Genomic DNA, 13,716 nt, shown 5'->3' on the forward strand with positions numbered 1-13,716 from the left:
ACCGTGCGGGGTGTGGATTCAGTTCTTCAACGCGTACCGGTTGACAACGATGCCGCAAGCGTACGCCTGGGAAGCGATATGAGCGAGCCGCAGGCCGTTGTTCTGCGCACTGCCGAAAATGGAGCCTCCCGCACCCACGGCCGTAGGGTTGACGAATAGCTGAAGCTCATCGGGCAGGCCATGTCTGATCAGCGATTCGGCGAATCGGGTCCCGCCGAAGGTGATGATGTTCGAACCATCGCCTTGTTTGATCTTCCGGACGACATCACCGAGGTCGCCGTTGGCGATCGTCGTCTTGTCCCACCTGGAGCTCAACCTCTTGCTGGTCACCACGACTTTCTCGACATCAGTGATCTTGCGCGCGAATCTGTATTCGGGATCGCCGGTGTGCTGTTCGGCCGTCCGGCGCCAGTGGTCGAGATAGCCTTCTTCGATCATGGGACGGCTCAGCAGAATCGTGCCGACGTTGTCGAAGACCGAGTTGAAGTACTCCCGTAGTGCGGGGTCCCAGTTCCAGTCGGGCCCCCAGTTCCAGACCTGCCAGTCAAGGTCTTCTTGTGCGGCCGACACGTACCCGTCGACCGAGGTCTGCATCTGCAAGATGAGTTTGCGCACGGGACAATCCTTTCCGATTTCTCCAACGATTGTGGTGCTCGACACGCCTGTTCCGCTCCATGGCCGGTACGCCGAGCGCGCGTACGTCAGGGGAAGTGCTCCCGGCGGGAGCGCTTCCCCTCTACGGTCGCCGGATTTCAGCCGAGGAACGCCTTGGCGTTGCGCCGCGCGAACTCGGCGAAGCTCGTGGGCTCCACACCGAACGCACGGTGGGCTTCGAGGCGTACGTGGGACTCGGGGTGGCGGGCGCGCTCGACGAGCTGCTGCTCGACGATCCGTACGGCGGGTTCGGGCACTCCTCCGTCCCTGAACTCCTGCAGCTTGTCCTCGAGACCGACCTCCACGTACCGGAAGTCGGTGCCCGTGGCGTCGGAGATGTGCTCGACGACCTCCTTCATCGACAGCGCCTCGGGGCCGGTCATGTCGTACGCCTTGCCCTCGTGGCCCTCGGAGCGCAGCAGTCCGACGGCGACCTTGGCGATGTCCTCGGTGTCGACGGGTGAAAGCCTGATGTCGCCGATCGGCAGGCGAAGCTCCCGTCGCCCGGGGTCCACGCCGGTGAGGGCTCCCGGCAGGTAGCGGTTCATGAACTGGCTCGGACGCAGGTGGGTCCAGGCCAGGCCGGAGGCTTCGAGGTACCGCTCGATCTCCTCATGCTCGCGGGTGCCCTGGAACCTGTCGGCGTCGAACCCGATGCCGGACTCCTTGCCGGAGAGCTTCACGATGTGGGGGATGCCCGCGGCTTTGGCCGCGTCGACGAAAACGGATTGCGTCTCCACCATCCGCTCCTCGGGCGAGGAGATCATGAGGACTCGCTCGACGCCGCGAAAGGCCTCGGTCAGCGACTCGGGGCGCAGCATGTCGCCCTGGACCAGCTCCACGCCCACCAGCCCGCGGAACTGCCGGGCTTTGTCGGGGTTTCTGAACAGCGCTCGGACGGGAGCGCCCTGCCGGGCGAACTCACGAATGATCGCCGATCCGGTGAGGCCCGTCGCGCCGGTAACAAGAATCATGGCTACGACTATAGGAGTCACTACTACATAAAAACAAGTTACTTGTCTGAACTGTGTAGCATGTTGGCATGACCACGGCCCGCACCTACGGCGACCCGTGCGCCGCCGCTCGCGCCCTCGACCTGATCGGCGAACGCTGGGCACTGTTGATCGTCCGGGAACTCCTCTTCGGCCCCAAGCGCTACAGCGACCTGCAGAGCGGCCTGCCTGGCGCCAGCCCCACCGTGCTCTCCCAACGGCTTCGCGACCTGGAGCAGGGCGAGGTGATTCAACGTCGCAAGCTCGGCCCGCCGACCCGGGCGTACGTCTACGAGCTCACCGACTGGGGACGGCAACTGCAGCCGATCCTCGTACGGCTCGGGCGCTGGGGCCGCCGGACCCCGGCCAGGGAGACGACGATGACACTCGGCACCGACTCGCTCATGCTCGCCCTGCAGAGCCACCTGCGCCCCGCCAAGCTGGACGGGCTGAACGCCACTTTCCTGGTCGACCTCGGTGAAGACCTGTTCACTCTCGACGTCGTCGACGGCGACCTCACCATCCGGCGAGGCGAACCGGCCCGGCCGGACGCCGCGCTCCGGACCGACGCCGCCACCTTCAAAGCCCTGGTGATCAACGGACACCCCGCCGGTGAGCTCGACGACCGGCTGGAGACCACAGGTGATCACAACGCCCTCTACCGGCTGCTGGACGCCCTCGACGCGTCGTGACCTCGCGCCGCGCCGGCCGATGAGGCGCGCAGGAAGGGGTTCGGAGATGCGCGCCCAAATTTTCTGCTGGCGACCGATAAGTTTCGGTTCGCACCCGGGCCTGTACTTGTAGAGACGGGCGATGAGAGGGGATCCGCAGTGTCGGCGGCAGGCGTACCCACCGGCGCGGGCTCCCTGACCGCGATGACGCTCGCCTCGTCCCCGTTTCAGGACCCCCGGTCCCCCCTCCCCCCAGAGCGCCGGGCCCGGCCATACCCCTGAGATGGTCGGGCCTGGCGCTCAAACGTGGAGCCCATGCATGGCCGAGCAGTGCGCTGCCGCCGATGTGGGAGGCAAGAAGATTCGGGGTGATGCGTGATCGCGGCCACCGCCGACCTGGCGGAGGTCCGCTTTCACGAGCGCGGTGACGAGTGGACCGCCCGCGACGAGGAACGCGCGCCGGCTCTCCGACCTGCTCAGGACACTGCCGGACTGCCCGGTACGGCCGCCGCCCGGGCGATGACCGGCGGGGAACCGGCGAGGCGGCTGCGGTCGTCCTCACATGGGGACGTCCAGATCAAGAAAGTTCGAGCTTCATGCTGATGAACGGAATGTTGATCCCGGAATCGCGGAGCGGTTGAGGGGTCTCGACGACCCCGTCCGGCGTGAAACCGTACCGCCGGTAGAAGGCGGGTGCATCCGTGTCCTTGGCGACATCCAGATAAACGGTCACTGGCCGGTTCAGCCCGTTCAACGCCGTGTCAACGAGTCTCCGTCCGAGCCCGGTCCGGTGGTATTCGGGATCGACGTACAGACCCCCGATCATCGCGGACTGATCTGCCTCCTTCCTGGCGATCTGGCAAAACCCCACGACGTTCGTACCCGACCGGGCGACCGGCCAGCTCTCGCCAAGCACCGCTTCCTTCCAGTACGGCTCCTTGCGGGCCGCCAGGCCCGTAATGAACTTGCCGAGAGCGACCTGATCCATTCCTTTCACCCTCGCGAACGAATGGTGAGAGGCTGCTACGTGGACGCGTAGTATTCCTGGCGCATCTTCTGGCATCACCCGGCTTATCCGCACGCCGGTCGCGTCGACGACGCTACGGCTTCGCGGCGACCGAAAGAACATAGAAAGGCGGCCGAACAGAGCTTCACGCTCACTCGATCCGTGAAACATCAGGATTCCTTCTCAGGCGGTGCCGCCGCCGCTCAGCCGCGCGACGTCCGCACTGATCCGCGCGCGAACATGGCCGACGAAACGCAGCATGTCAGCGCAGTAAATTGTCGGATTCCGGAACCCGCTGCCCTCGCGGTATCGGTGTGTATAGTAGCCGCCACCGCATATTTCCCGCTCCGCGCACCCGCGGCAGGCGTCGCTCAAGGCCGCGACGCCCAATTGGCGGGCCGCCATCGCAGGAAGGCGCAGCGCCGCGTCGAAGGGTGCGTCGCGGACCGAAAGCCCGGTGGCCGAAGCACCGTCGTACGCGGACTTGAGCGTGTCGACCTGCTCGACAAGGCCGTCCGTGTCGACCACGACCACGTCGGCGGGATCCAGCCCGATCTGCTCGGAGACGGCGTGACCTCCGAACAACAGGCTCAGGGTGTCCTGGAAGAGGCGAACCGCTGTTTGCTGCGTGGAGGCGCCGTACCACTGGTCGAAAGCCGCGATCAGCCAATCTCCGTACGGCGTGGAGCCCGGGTCGTCCTTCCACCCCGGAGGTGGCGCGCTCCAGTTGCCGTGAGGGAGCAGGAAGTCCATCCCCGGCGGCTCGTGTTCGAGCAACGAACGGTAGGTCCTCACCGGGTCGTTGTCGAGGTCGATCGTGCACAGCAGCCCCGAATACAAATGTCGGTAGCCGGGCGTACGAAGCGCGTTCAGACCCTTTACCACGGCTTCGTGACTGCCACGGCCGTCGGCATATCGGCGATGGCGGTCGTTCGCTTCGGCATCGCCATCGATGCTGACCGCGACGTTGATATCGTGCTCGGCGAGGACCTCCAGCATGACGTCACTCAAGAGCGTCCCGTTGGTCTGAACGGTGAAGCGTACCTGCGTGGCCGCAGCCGCCTCACGGCGTACCGATGTCGCCACCCGAGCGAGCGTCTCGGCTCCGGCGAGCAAGGGTTCGCCGCCGTGCAGGACGACGTCGACCAGTGGCACGTCGTGGGTGTGGGCGTGCTCGCCGATCCGGTGGGCGGTGAGGTCGATCACCTCGTCGCTCATTACCTTCGAGCTACGCCGCCAGGATTGGTCGCCCATCTCATAGAGGTAGCAGTAGTCACAGGACAGGTTGCACCTGCTCTGCACTTTGAGCACAAAGCATTGGAATGGGACCGGTCGCCAACCTGAGTTCTCGAGCTCATCGACACGCACGACTCCATCGGGCCATTCCGACCGCCTGAGGAGATCTACTGGATTGACTGGCAATGAACACTCCAGGTGTATTGGGAGTGCCCGGACGACGTGTTGGCGCCGTCGTCCGGGGTTTGTTTCGCTAGGAACTCGTCAGGCTGACGATGTCGTGCGCGATCGTGGGGAACCGGCGTCGGTTGATCAGTTGATCGCCGTTGTCAGTGTGCTGTTGTGCGCGCCCGCGATCGTCATTGGACCGTTTTGTGCTCAGTGGGCGCCATGGCGCTGTTGAAGCTGCCCATAGGTCTTACCGTGGTGTCCCGGTGACGACCGATGGCCTGGGCGAGGGCGGACTGACCGATCGAAGCAAGGGCCTCCTGCGATACGTCGGAGACGCTGATCGATGGATTAGCCTCATTGGCCGACGCGCTCGACGCATCGGCCGGTTGCGTAAGGCCGGCCACCGCGGCAGCCACGATGGTAGCGGCGACGGCAACGCCGGACGTCGTGACGGACTTGCGCTTCTTTTCCATGAATCTCCTTCACCGAGGAATGGTCGTGTGGTGCCCTCCAACTGAATACGGCGACGAAATCCGCCGCCGGTGAACGCCCCTCCCACCGGCGGCGCGCAGCCGCCCTGAGGATCGCCTGGCACTGGACACCGCCACGCGCCCGACCGTAGGCGTGGCCTTCCATACGTGACCAGATTGGTTTTGCACAGTGATGCCGATCACCGGGTAAGAGAATGCTGAGCCAGCGACAGAAAGTCGTCCAGACCGCGACCGGCGCCGTACGCCTGTTCGCCGCGTGCGCGCATGCGCCGTGGCCCGCGTTGCCGGGCGCCGGATAGGCCCGTGTGAGGGCCTGGCCGGGGCGGGCTCCCCGCCGCCGGCCTCCGTCCGGCCCTCCGGTCTCTCAGGCGACCTCGGCGCGGGCGGCTTCGGAGAACAGCGGGTTGGTCATGGCCACGACCTTCGGCGTGAACCGGCCCTCGCCGCAGACCAGCCCCGTGGCCTTCTCCCGCGGCGCCAGCGTCGTCGTGCCGATCTCGTGTTCGTACTGCCCCAGCGCGTCCGAGACATCGTGCTTCGTGCCGCCCGTGTCGGTGAGCGAGAAGTAGAGGGGGTTCACCTCAAGCTTCTTCTTGGTCTGGTTGACGACCATTACCTTCACACACGACAACGGGTGGCCGCTGGACAGCACGCTCTTGGACGCCTTCGCCCTTTTCGCCACCAGCTTGATCGGAACCGGCTTCGAGGCGGCGCCCTTTCCGGCTGCTTTCCCCGGCTCGGAGGACTGAACCGCGGTGGGTTTGTCCGCCGACGCCGAGCATCCGGCGAGAGCGACAACGCCGACTGCGGACAGGAAAACAACGATGCTCTTCATAAGAGTTCCTTTCTCTACACACGAAGCCTTGATTCGGCTTCGCCCCGACGGGGTCCGCCCTGCTCGCCACTCTCACTGGACTCGATCGGGCGGACCTCCAGTAACACCGCTGCGGGCGCGGGTTTCCCGCAGGCGGTCCGCACCATCGCGGGGCTGAGGTGCTGCTCCGTATCCAGGCGGACCAGCCGGCCTGCCGCTGCGGACCGCATGGCAAGCCGGCTACGCCGGAAACCCCGTCTCCCCGCGAATTCAGATCGACTCAAAAACCAGCGCCTCGACGGCATCATCCACGAATGCGCCAAGGTCGCCGCACGATCTGAATGAGATTGTCGCTACGCATGAGGCTCGATCGCCTCTGCTCCCCGGTTCCAGAAATGCCGTTTCCACGTCACCCGGCCTGATGAATATCCCCGAAGGCGTTCTCCCTGCTCAAGTGAACATCGGCTCGCTCGCAGGCTAGGGAGCGCGGCGGACGCCGAACCAGAATCATCTTGCACAGTGACGCGGCCGTCCGGTTTCAAAGTGCCGGGTCAGGCCGAGCGGTCGATGGAGGCCCACCGCCACGGTGCACGAACACATATTCGATCTCTGGGAAGAGCGGAATATTCGCTGTCCGACCGATTAATTCTGGCTCGGGCCCGGGTCTATAAGAGGGGCGTTCGATGCCGCGGTGCCGTGGAACCGCCGGGAACGAGAAAGTGGTGGTGACGTGCTCACGCTCAGTGCGCTCGTGAAGCAGTCCGCGCTCGGGCCGTGGCCGCTCGGGGGAGAAGCCACGGACGCGGTCGTGGTGGAGTCGGCGTTCATCGTCTCCGCCGTTGACCTGGCCGGCTGGTCCCAAATCGACGCGGACGCCTTTCGCCGGGTCCTGGTGATCGTGTCGCTGTCCGGCGAGCCGCCGCAGGACCGGATCGAGGCCGCCGTACGGCAGGCCGTCCGGGCGGATGCCGCGGGCGTGGTCCTGGCGACGGGGTCCTCCGGAGCCGGCTCGCTCGAAAGTGATGCTCTGCGGGTGCTGGCGCGTTGCCACGGGATCGCGTTGCTGATCGCGCAGGAGGACCCCTCCCAGGTATGGATGCGGGCGATGAGAGTTATTCGGAAGGAGCGGGAACCCGCCACGAGACACACTGGTGTCGAACTGCGCGAGATGCAGCGTGAGTCGACCCGGCCGGATGGCTTGAAGCGTCTCCTGCGGCGGCTGGCACGGCAGGTCGGGGGAAGCGCCGTTCTGCTCGGCCAGGAGGGCGCGCCGCTGCACGCCTTCCCGGAGCTTCCCGCCGACGTTCTCCAGGAGGCGGCGACCGAGATCGAGCGGGTCGTGACCCGCGAGATACGGGCCGCCGCCGCCGACCTTCAAGACTGCGTCGTGCACGTCCAGTCGATCGGTGGGGATGAGACGGGTGCCACGCTCGTCGTGGTGCGGAAGGAGCGGTTCTCTCCGGCCGTGCGGGAACTCGTCACGGACGTCTCGCGGCTACTCGCACTGTGCTGGCGCGTGGACGATCTCAGCCGTCGGCAGCGACGCGCCGACCTGGCGGACACGCGCATCAGAGAAGTGGTGCTCCAACTGCTGATGACCGGCAACGTCCAGGCCGCCCGGCGCGTCGCCGGAGCGCTCGGCCCGAGTCTGTCCGAGCGGATCCGGGTCTATGTGATGGCCGGCCCGCCGGACGATCGGGACCGGTTGGTGGCCCACTGCGAGCGGGCGTCGGGTGGCCGGGCCTGGATCATACGGTGTCCGGTCTACGTCGGGCACATCATCATCCTCGCCCCGGTCACGGACGAGGTGGACGAGGTCGGAGACGTGCTCCAGGTCTATGCCGGCCAAGTGAACGTCGACGTCGGCGGCAGCACCACCGTGGCGCTCCGGGAGATGGCGTCGGGATACACCCAGGCGTTCCACGCGCTCGCGGTGGCGCAGGGGAACGCCGGCCGCTTCGCCCGGTTCAGCCCGCGCGGAGACCTCGTGGCCCTGGTGCGCTCCCGGGGGCACGAGTGGGCGAGGTCGACGCTCGAGCCGCTCACGGCCTACCGGCCGCACCGGGCGCAGGACCCCGACTCCGCGGAGTTGATCACCACCCTCCGCTCCTGGCTGGACTTCTACGGCGGCGCGGCGCGGCAACTGAAGATCCACCGCAACACGCTGGCCGCACGGCTACGGCACATCGAGCACCTGCTCGGTCACCCGCTGGATGACATCGAGACGCAGTCGAAGTTCTACCTCGCCCTGCACATCCTCGACGGACCAGGAGAAGACGGCGGCCCACCGACCCTGGAGGCGGTACTCGATGATCCCGATGTGCGCCGGTGGGCCGGCATTCAGGTGACGCCGCTGCTCAGACGGGACCCCGAACTCTTCATGAACACATTGCGCGTGTGGCTGGACAACAATGCCGGCCTCGACGCGACGGCGTCGGCGCTCGGCATCTCGGTTCCAGGCGCGCGCAAACGACTGACGCGCATCGAGGAGATCATCGGGCACTCGCTGCTGAGCGGCCCGTCGGCGCGCTACGAGATGTGGTTCGCCCTGAGAGTGCACGACGTGTGAGGCGACTCGCCGAAAACCGGAGGACCGGCACGCCATCGTGGCGGTGCGGGACGCTCGCCGTCCCGTTGACGAGACAGGCCGCCCGAGCCGCGCGCGCATCGCTGAGCGCACTCAGCGCCGCGTTCGGCACCGGCCTGATGATCTTGGGTACACGGTCGTGGACGGTGTGGGCGTCCACCAGGCTCCGACATGGCGTACAGCGGCCGGCTGTTCCTCCTGCAGGGGCCGGTCTTGCCGATGCTCGCCCTCATCCGGCGCAAACGCGACCGGCCGGCGCAGCTACGGCCGTCGCTGGCCGCCGGGATCGCGGGCGGTGTCGTGTCGGCGCGTACGGCCTCGTCCTGTGGGCGCAGACACGCGGCGCCTGGCTCCCATCGCCGCCCTCCGGGAGACCAGCATCATCGTGGGAGCGGTCACCGACACGGTCTTCCTCGGCGAACGCTTCGGCATCAAGCGCGCCGTGGCCGCCATGACCGTCCTCATCGGCATCGTGCTGATCAACATGCCGTGACGGCGGGACCCCCAGCACGGTTGGTTCAGGGTTCGCGTGCGACCGCGCACCAGGCCGATACCGGCCCGGAGGGCCGGGCGTCCGGGTCCGGACGCCACTGCGGATACTGAACCAGCCCCGGCTCCAGCACCTCGACGTCTCCCAAGAACCGCGTCACCTCGTCATGGCCGCGGCGATCTGGCTAGCCCGTAACCCCAGGAGTCGCTGGCTAACATCAACCACCGCCCCGGGTGGAGGGCCAAGGAGATCTTCGCTACTGGTGAGGCCAGGGAAACGTAGTGTGCGGAGGCGTCTTCAAGGTCGCTTCGGCCGGGGCTTGAAAGCCGTGTTCGTCGAACAACCGGGCGAGGCGCGCCATCGCCACGTCGAGCTCGCCTCGCAGCTCGATCTCGAGCGTGAAGTCCTTGCCGTCGTAGCCCCCGATGTCGGCCCTGCCGAGACCCAGCTCGTGCAGCACCGAGCTGAGTGGACCCAGCGTGCTCGGTTCGCCCACGATGTGGAGCGTGTGCCGGGGCCGAGGTCGCCAGGTGGCCGGGCTGAAGTGGCGTCGGATCAGGCTGCCCGGCTCCGCACCAGAGAGCGTCTCAATCACCTAGCACGCCTGCACGGGTATCACCGGCTCGGCCAGCGCGGCCAGCACGGTTGCGTTGTCGCAACCCGCCTTACGGAGCGCCGTGAGCAGGGAACCCGTGGCGCTTAGGTCGCCGGTTGCGGTGATGTCACCGAGCAGCTTGACCACATCGGGGGTACGCCAGGCCGGATCGGGCGCGTCGGCGAGCCGACGTCGGGCGCGCGCCTCACAGGCCTTCAGCTCCGCGAAGGGGAAATCGAGGTTGGAGAGCTTCCGGTAAGAGTAGAGCGTGCGATCGCCGTGTGACTTTTGGTCGAGATACCAGCCCGCGTCCGGGTCGTGCCGCCAGTAAAGGTCGGCGTCGCGGAGGTCACACAACTCCATGAAGGTCTGCACGTATCGGTCGGGCAGCCCGGCGGCGCTCGCGGTCCCGAATTCCCCGTACGGGTCGGCGGCCTCGGCGATGTGGCGCAACGCAGCCTGCAGGAGCGCAATGGCCATGCCGGCATCATCACCCTCCACGATCGGGATGAACGGCGCGAGCAGGGCCACCGCCACACCCGGGTGCGGCAGGCCGGGGGTGTCCCAAGCCGCGCACCGGCCGATCAAGTCAAGCTCGGTCCAGCGCAGGCCCAGCGGCATCGGATGCGCCTCATCGAGGTAAGCGATGCAGGCCGGCTCTGCCGCCTCAGGGCACCGCAGCATCAGGGCGCGGAACTCGATCTCGCGCATCTCCAAGACCAGGCCGTACTCGTCATCGACCGGAAAGGACAGCGAGATATCCGCCAGCTCCGGATATCTCTCCGCCCCCTCGAAGGTCGCCCCGAAGTAATCGGTCCAAAAACGCCGATCGCCCATGCGCCGGCGCAATTCGTACTCTGACATGCGGCCATCCTGGCCCGCCGCTCGGGTTCGTGCGACCAGATGAAAAGCGGCTCTGCGTAACTCTGGTGACTGATGGACATGCCGTCGTTCGGCGTCAGCTGCGGTGGAACGCGAGCTCGACACCTCCGTCCGGCCCGACCTGGCCCGCCAAGCCGCCGAAGACGTCGCCGCAATCCCCAAACCGACTCCCCGCGCTATCGACCGGGCCTCCTGAGGCGGGCAGGCTAGGGCGAGGACTACTGGCTGATGCCGAGGACTGATTCGGCTCTGACTGTTCCAACTTGGGCGGCCAGGTGGACTGTTCGCCTCTGCTAACGCTCCAGCACCTCAGAAATCTGTTCCCGGAACGTCCGGCGCGGGCACCGCCAGTCCCGGCAGGCGAGCCGATGCACCCGCACGTTCACCACCACCCGCCGCCCGTCGAGGGGAACGTCGGCGCAGTCCTCAGGGAATGGCGGCGATGAGAGCACGTAGGGTGACGACGTCGCGCAGCGCACGCTCTACGGGATATTCGCGAAGGTAGCCGTAGCCTCCGTGGAGTTGGATGGCGCGTTCGGCCACACGTACGGCGGTACGGGCGCAGCGCTGGGCGCACGCCCTGGCCGCGTCCGGGGACGGCTGGAACCACGGCGCCGACGCGGCAATGGCACCGGCGAGTTCGATCATCTCGACGGCGCAGGCGTGTGCGTCCTGCTCCATCTCGGCGGTGAGGGCCGCCACGGCGGGCAGGTCGGCGATGGGCGCGCCGAACTGGTGACGCGTGACGACGTAGCCGCGCGCCGCGGCGGCGGCCGAGGACGCCACGCCGGCCGCCGCCGCGCCCAGCAGCAGCGCCCGGGTCTCCCTGCTCCGTTCGGGTGTCGCTGGGAGGACGGCCGCGCAGGTGACCTCGGTGAAGGTGACCGTCCGGGGTGCCCATCCACGCAGACCGGTACGGGCGATCGGCTGGCTCAACCGGCAGGCCGCCGGATCGATTATGAGCGCGCCGGCCTCGGCGTCCACGACGACGAAGGCGGAGGCTTCTCCGGCTCCCTCGACCCGCGCGGCCGTCCCGTTGATCATTGCGCCGTCGCCCGTGGGGGTGATCTTCAGGGATGTGAGCGGGTCGGCGGTGTCGATGGGGACGGCCGGGAGGCCGTCGCCTGCGATTAGCGCGGCCGTGTCCTCGTCTCGGACGGCGTGCAGCGCGCCGTGGACCGAGCCCATGGCGGCGGCCACGGCCGGGGCCGTGGTCGCCGCGTTGCCCGCCGCGAGCACAAGGGCGAGCGGATCGGCACCACCGCCGCCGTGCCGCTCGTCCGCGCCCAGTGTCCACAGGCCCTGCTCGGCGGGGCGTGCGAACAGATCGGCGGAGGGCGTGTCGGACTCCTCGGCCGCACGTACGGCCGTGGCCAGGCGCTCGCGTGCGAAATCGGCGATCGTGTCGGCGAAGGTCCGCAGGTCGGGATCCAGTGCTGGGGTCGCGAACGTCGTCATCGCAAGAACCTCTCCGGGTTCGGTGACCGGCGCTCGGCGAACGACGCGGACATCTCCTCGTGCTCCTCCGTCGTCAGGTAGTAGGTGAGGAGCTGGTCGTGGCCCAGCCGCGCTTGACCGGACACGCCGTGGTTGCGCGCGGAGAACGCGGTCTTGAGCGCCGCCAGCGCGCCGGGCCCCCGGCGCTGCAGCTCGATCGCCAGCCCGTGGACGTGCTCGCGAAGCCGGTCAGCGGGCACGACTTCGTTCACCAGGCCCATCTCCAGGGCCTGGGCGGCGGTGTACTTCCGGTTGAAGTACCACATCTCCTTGGCGCGCTTGCGCCCGATCGTGTCCTCCAGGTACCAGGTGCCATAGCCGGGGTCGAAGCTGCCGACGCTCGGCCCGACCTGCCGGAACACCGCGTTCTCTGACGCGATCGAGATGTCGCAGACAACGTGGAGCACGTGGCCGCCGCCGACCGCGAAGCCGTTCACCGCGGCCAGCACCGGCTTGGCCACGGTGTCGATCAGCTCGTACACGTCCACGATCGGCATGACCTGGGAGTAGTCGTGCCTGCTGACGGGCTTGTCGTGCTCGCCGCCGATGCAGAAGAACTTCTCTCCCGACCCGGTCAGCACCGCCACCCGCCAGTCCGGCTCGGCTCGGAAGCGGCGCAGGACGTCCGCGAGTTCGAGCGCCGTGTGATCGGTGAACTTGTTGCCGTGCTCCGGACGGTTGATCGTGATGGTGGCGACGCCGTCCGCGACGTCGAGCAGGATGTCGTCGTACTCGCTCATGCCGTGGTCTCTCCTTGCGCGTCGTGTTCGGGGCGGACGTGGAAGCCGTGGCCGGTCTTGTCGCCGAGCCGTCCGGCCTCGACCATGCGCCGCAGCAGGGGCGGGGCCGACAGCATCGGGTCCCGAGTGGCCGCGTAGGCCGCCTCGGTCGCGTGCTCGTGGACGTCGAGCCCGATCAGGTCGAGGAGCTTGAGCGGGCCCATCGGGTAGCCGAGGCCGAGTTCGAGCGCGGTGTCGATGTCCTCCGCGGTGGCCAGCCCGTCGTCGTAGGCCTGGATCACGTCGTTCAGGTACGGCATCAGCAGCCGGTTGACCAGGAAGCCCGGCCGGTCCTCGACCACGATCGGCGACTTGCCCGCTGCCTCGGCGAACGCCGTGAGGGCCGCGACGGTCTCCGGGCTCGTCCGCACCGCCCGCACGACCTCCACCAGCGGCATGATCGGCGCCGGGTTGAAGAAATGCAGGCCGCCGAACCGCTCCGGGCGGGGGACGGAGGCGGCCAGTGCCGTCACCGACAGCGCCGAGGTGTTGGTGGCGATCAACGCGTCCTCGCCGACCGCCTCGGCGACCTGGGTGAGGAGTTCGACCTTGACCGCGTGCTCCTCGGCGACGGCCTCGATCACCAAGCCCGCCCCTGCCAGGGCGGAGACCTCGGTGCTTCCGGTGATCCGCTCCAGGACGGCATCCCGCCCGGCCTTGTCGATCTTCCCTCGGCGTACGCCGCCATCCAGGAAACCGGCCACCCGCCGCCGCCCCGCCTCCAGCAGCTCCCCGGTGCGGTCCAGGACGGTCACCTGATGCCCCGCCTGCGCGGCGACCTGCGCGATGCCGGCGCCCATCGTGCCGAAGCCGAGCACGGCCACGGTCGTTTTCTGAGTCTGTGCCATGAT

At 67.6% G+C, this 13,716-nt stretch carries 14 protein-coding genes and 1 pseudogene; 3 read left to right on the forward strand and 12 right to left on the reverse strand.

What is annotated here, in order from left to right; all coding sequences use genetic code 11:
- Positions 1–18: 18 nt before the first annotated feature.
- Together OG417_RS12635 and OG417_RS12640 are read right to left on the reverse strand one after the other, a co-directional pair.
- Positions 19–615, reverse strand: a complete 597-nt coding sequence (locus OG417_RS12635; RefSeq protein WP_329254576.1) for a dihydrofolate reductase family protein — start codon at positions 613–615, stop codon at positions 19–21.
- Between the two features lie 137 nt (positions 616–752).
- The gene (locus OG417_RS12640; protein WP_329254579.1) at positions 753–1,628 is read right to left on the reverse strand and encodes an SDR family oxidoreductase; all 876 of its coding nucleotides are present in this window, start codon (positions 1,626–1,628) and stop codon (positions 753–755) included.
- Between the two features lie 68 nt (positions 1,629–1,696).
- Between OG417_RS12640 and OG417_RS12645 the strand changes: the two genes are divergently transcribed.
- Positions 1,697–2,338: a winged helix-turn-helix transcriptional regulator gene (locus OG417_RS12645; RefSeq protein ID WP_329254582.1), complete on the forward strand. Its 642-nt coding sequence runs from the start codon at positions 1,697–1,699 to the stop codon at positions 2,336–2,338.
- Positions 2,339–2,894: 556 nt separating this feature from the next.
- On the opposite strand, the gene OG417_RS12650 is transcribed toward OG417_RS12645, so the two are convergent.
- The 4 genes from OG417_RS12650 to OG417_RS12665 form a co-directional block, all read right to left on the reverse strand.
- Entirely contained in the window at positions 2,895–3,305 is a 411-nt protein-coding gene (locus OG417_RS12650) for a GNAT family N-acetyltransferase (protein WP_329254586.1), read from the reverse strand.
- A 201-nt stretch (positions 3,306–3,506) separates the two neighbouring features.
- Entirely contained in the window at positions 3,507–4,691 is a 1,185-nt protein-coding gene (locus OG417_RS12655) for an FxsB family cyclophane-forming radical SAM/SPASM peptide maturase (RefSeq protein WP_329254589.1), read from the reverse strand.
- 227 nt (positions 4,692–4,918) lie between these two features.
- Positions 4,919–5,203, reverse strand: a complete 285-nt coding sequence (locus OG417_RS12660; RefSeq protein ID WP_329254592.1) for a hypothetical protein — start codon at positions 5,201–5,203, stop codon at positions 4,919–4,921.
- Positions 5,204–5,585: 382 nt separating this feature from the next.
- Positions 5,586–5,903, reverse strand: coding sequence for a hypothetical protein (locus tag OG417_RS12665; protein ID WP_329254595.1), 318 nt, complete (start codon positions 5,901–5,903; stop codon positions 5,586–5,588).
- A gap of 862 nt (positions 5,904–6,765) precedes the next feature.
- On the opposite strand from OG417_RS12665, the gene OG417_RS12670 reads away from it, so the two are divergent.
- Together OG417_RS12670 and OG417_RS12675 are read left to right on the forward strand one after the other, a co-directional pair.
- Complete coding sequence (locus OG417_RS12670; protein ID WP_329254598.1) at positions 6,766–8,604, forward strand: helix-turn-helix domain-containing protein; 1,839 nt, start codon at positions 6,766–6,768, stop codon at positions 8,602–8,604.
- Between the two features lie 343 nt (positions 8,605–8,947).
- Positions 8,948–9,115, forward strand: coding sequence for a hypothetical protein (locus OG417_RS12675; RefSeq protein ID WP_329254601.1), 168 nt, complete (start codon positions 8,948–8,950; stop codon positions 9,113–9,115).
- A gap of 25 nt (positions 9,116–9,140) precedes the next feature.
- Here OG417_RS12675 and OG417_RS12680 read toward each other — a convergent pair.
- The 6 genes and pseudogenes from OG417_RS12680 to OG417_RS12705 form a co-directional block, all read right to left on the reverse strand.
- Positions 9,141–9,275: pseudogene (locus tag OG417_RS12680) on the reverse strand (SAM-dependent methyltransferase); the annotation flags it as partial.
- Between the two features lie 93 nt (positions 9,276–9,368).
- A complete protein-coding gene (locus OG417_RS12685; RefSeq protein ID WP_329254605.1) occupies positions 9,369–9,572 on the reverse strand; it encodes a hypothetical protein in 204 nt (67 codons plus the stop codon).
- A gap of 135 nt (positions 9,573–9,707) precedes the next feature.
- Positions 9,708–10,571: a hypothetical protein gene (locus OG417_RS12690; RefSeq protein WP_329254608.1), complete on the reverse strand. Its 864-nt coding sequence runs from the start codon at positions 10,569–10,571 to the stop codon at positions 9,708–9,710.
- Positions 10,572–11,015: 444 nt separating this feature from the next.
- Entirely contained in the window at positions 11,016–12,047 is a 1,032-nt protein-coding gene (locus tag OG417_RS12695) for an acyl-CoA dehydrogenase family protein (RefSeq protein ID WP_329254611.1), read from the reverse strand.
- Positions 12,044–12,826: an enoyl-CoA hydratase-related protein gene (locus OG417_RS12700; protein ID WP_329254614.1), complete on the reverse strand. Its 783-nt coding sequence runs from the start codon at positions 12,824–12,826 to the stop codon at positions 12,044–12,046. The genes OG417_RS12695 and OG417_RS12700 overlap by 4 nt, the downstream gene beginning before the upstream one ends.
- Positions 12,823–13,713, reverse strand: coding sequence for a 3-hydroxyacyl-CoA dehydrogenase family protein (locus tag OG417_RS12705; protein ID WP_329254617.1), 891 nt, complete (start codon positions 13,711–13,713; stop codon positions 12,823–12,825). Before OG417_RS12705 ends, OG417_RS12700 begins: the two co-directional genes overlap by 4 nt.
- Between the last annotated feature and the right edge of the window lie 3 nt (positions 13,714–13,716).

This window comes from Actinoallomurus sp. NBC_01490 (assembly GCF_036227085.1).
Lineage (GTDB): Bacteria > Actinomycetota > Actinomycetes > Streptosporangiales > Streptosporangiaceae > Actinoallomurus > Actinoallomurus oryzae.

What these genes read in the sequence shown, in the direction of transcription:
- OG417_RS12640 (WP_329254579.1), bottom strand. Translation starts at nt 1,628, where the DNA reads ATGATTCTTGTTACCGGCGCGACGGGCCTCACCGGATCGGCGATCATT.
- OG417_RS12645 (WP_329254582.1), top strand. Translation starts at nt 1,697, where the DNA reads ATGACCACGGCCCGCACCTACGGCGACCCGTGCGCCGCCGCTCGCGCC.
- OG417_RS12650 (WP_329254586.1), bottom strand. Translation starts at nt 3,305, where the DNA reads ATGGATCAGGTCGCTCTCGGCAAGTTCATTACGGGCCTGGCGGCCCGC.
- OG417_RS12660 (WP_329254592.1), bottom strand. Translation starts at nt 5,203, where the DNA reads ATGGAAAAGAAGCGCAAGTCCGTCACGACGTCCGGCGTTGCCGTCGCC.
- OG417_RS12690 (WP_329254608.1), bottom strand. Translation starts at nt 10,571, where the DNA reads ATGTCAGAGTACGAATTGCGCCGGCGCATGGGCGATCGGCGTTTTTGG.
- OG417_RS12695 (WP_329254611.1), bottom strand. Translation starts at nt 12,047, where the DNA reads ATGACGACGTTCGCGACCCCAGCACTGGATCCCGACCTGCGGACCTTC.
- OG417_RS12700 (WP_329254614.1), bottom strand. Translation starts at nt 12,826, where the DNA reads ATGAGCGAGTACGACGACATCCTGCTCGACGTCGCGGACGGCGTCGCC.
- OG417_RS12705 (WP_329254617.1), bottom strand. Translation starts at nt 13,713, where the DNA reads ATGGCACAGACTCAGAAAACGACCGTGGCCGTGCTCGGCTTCGGCACG.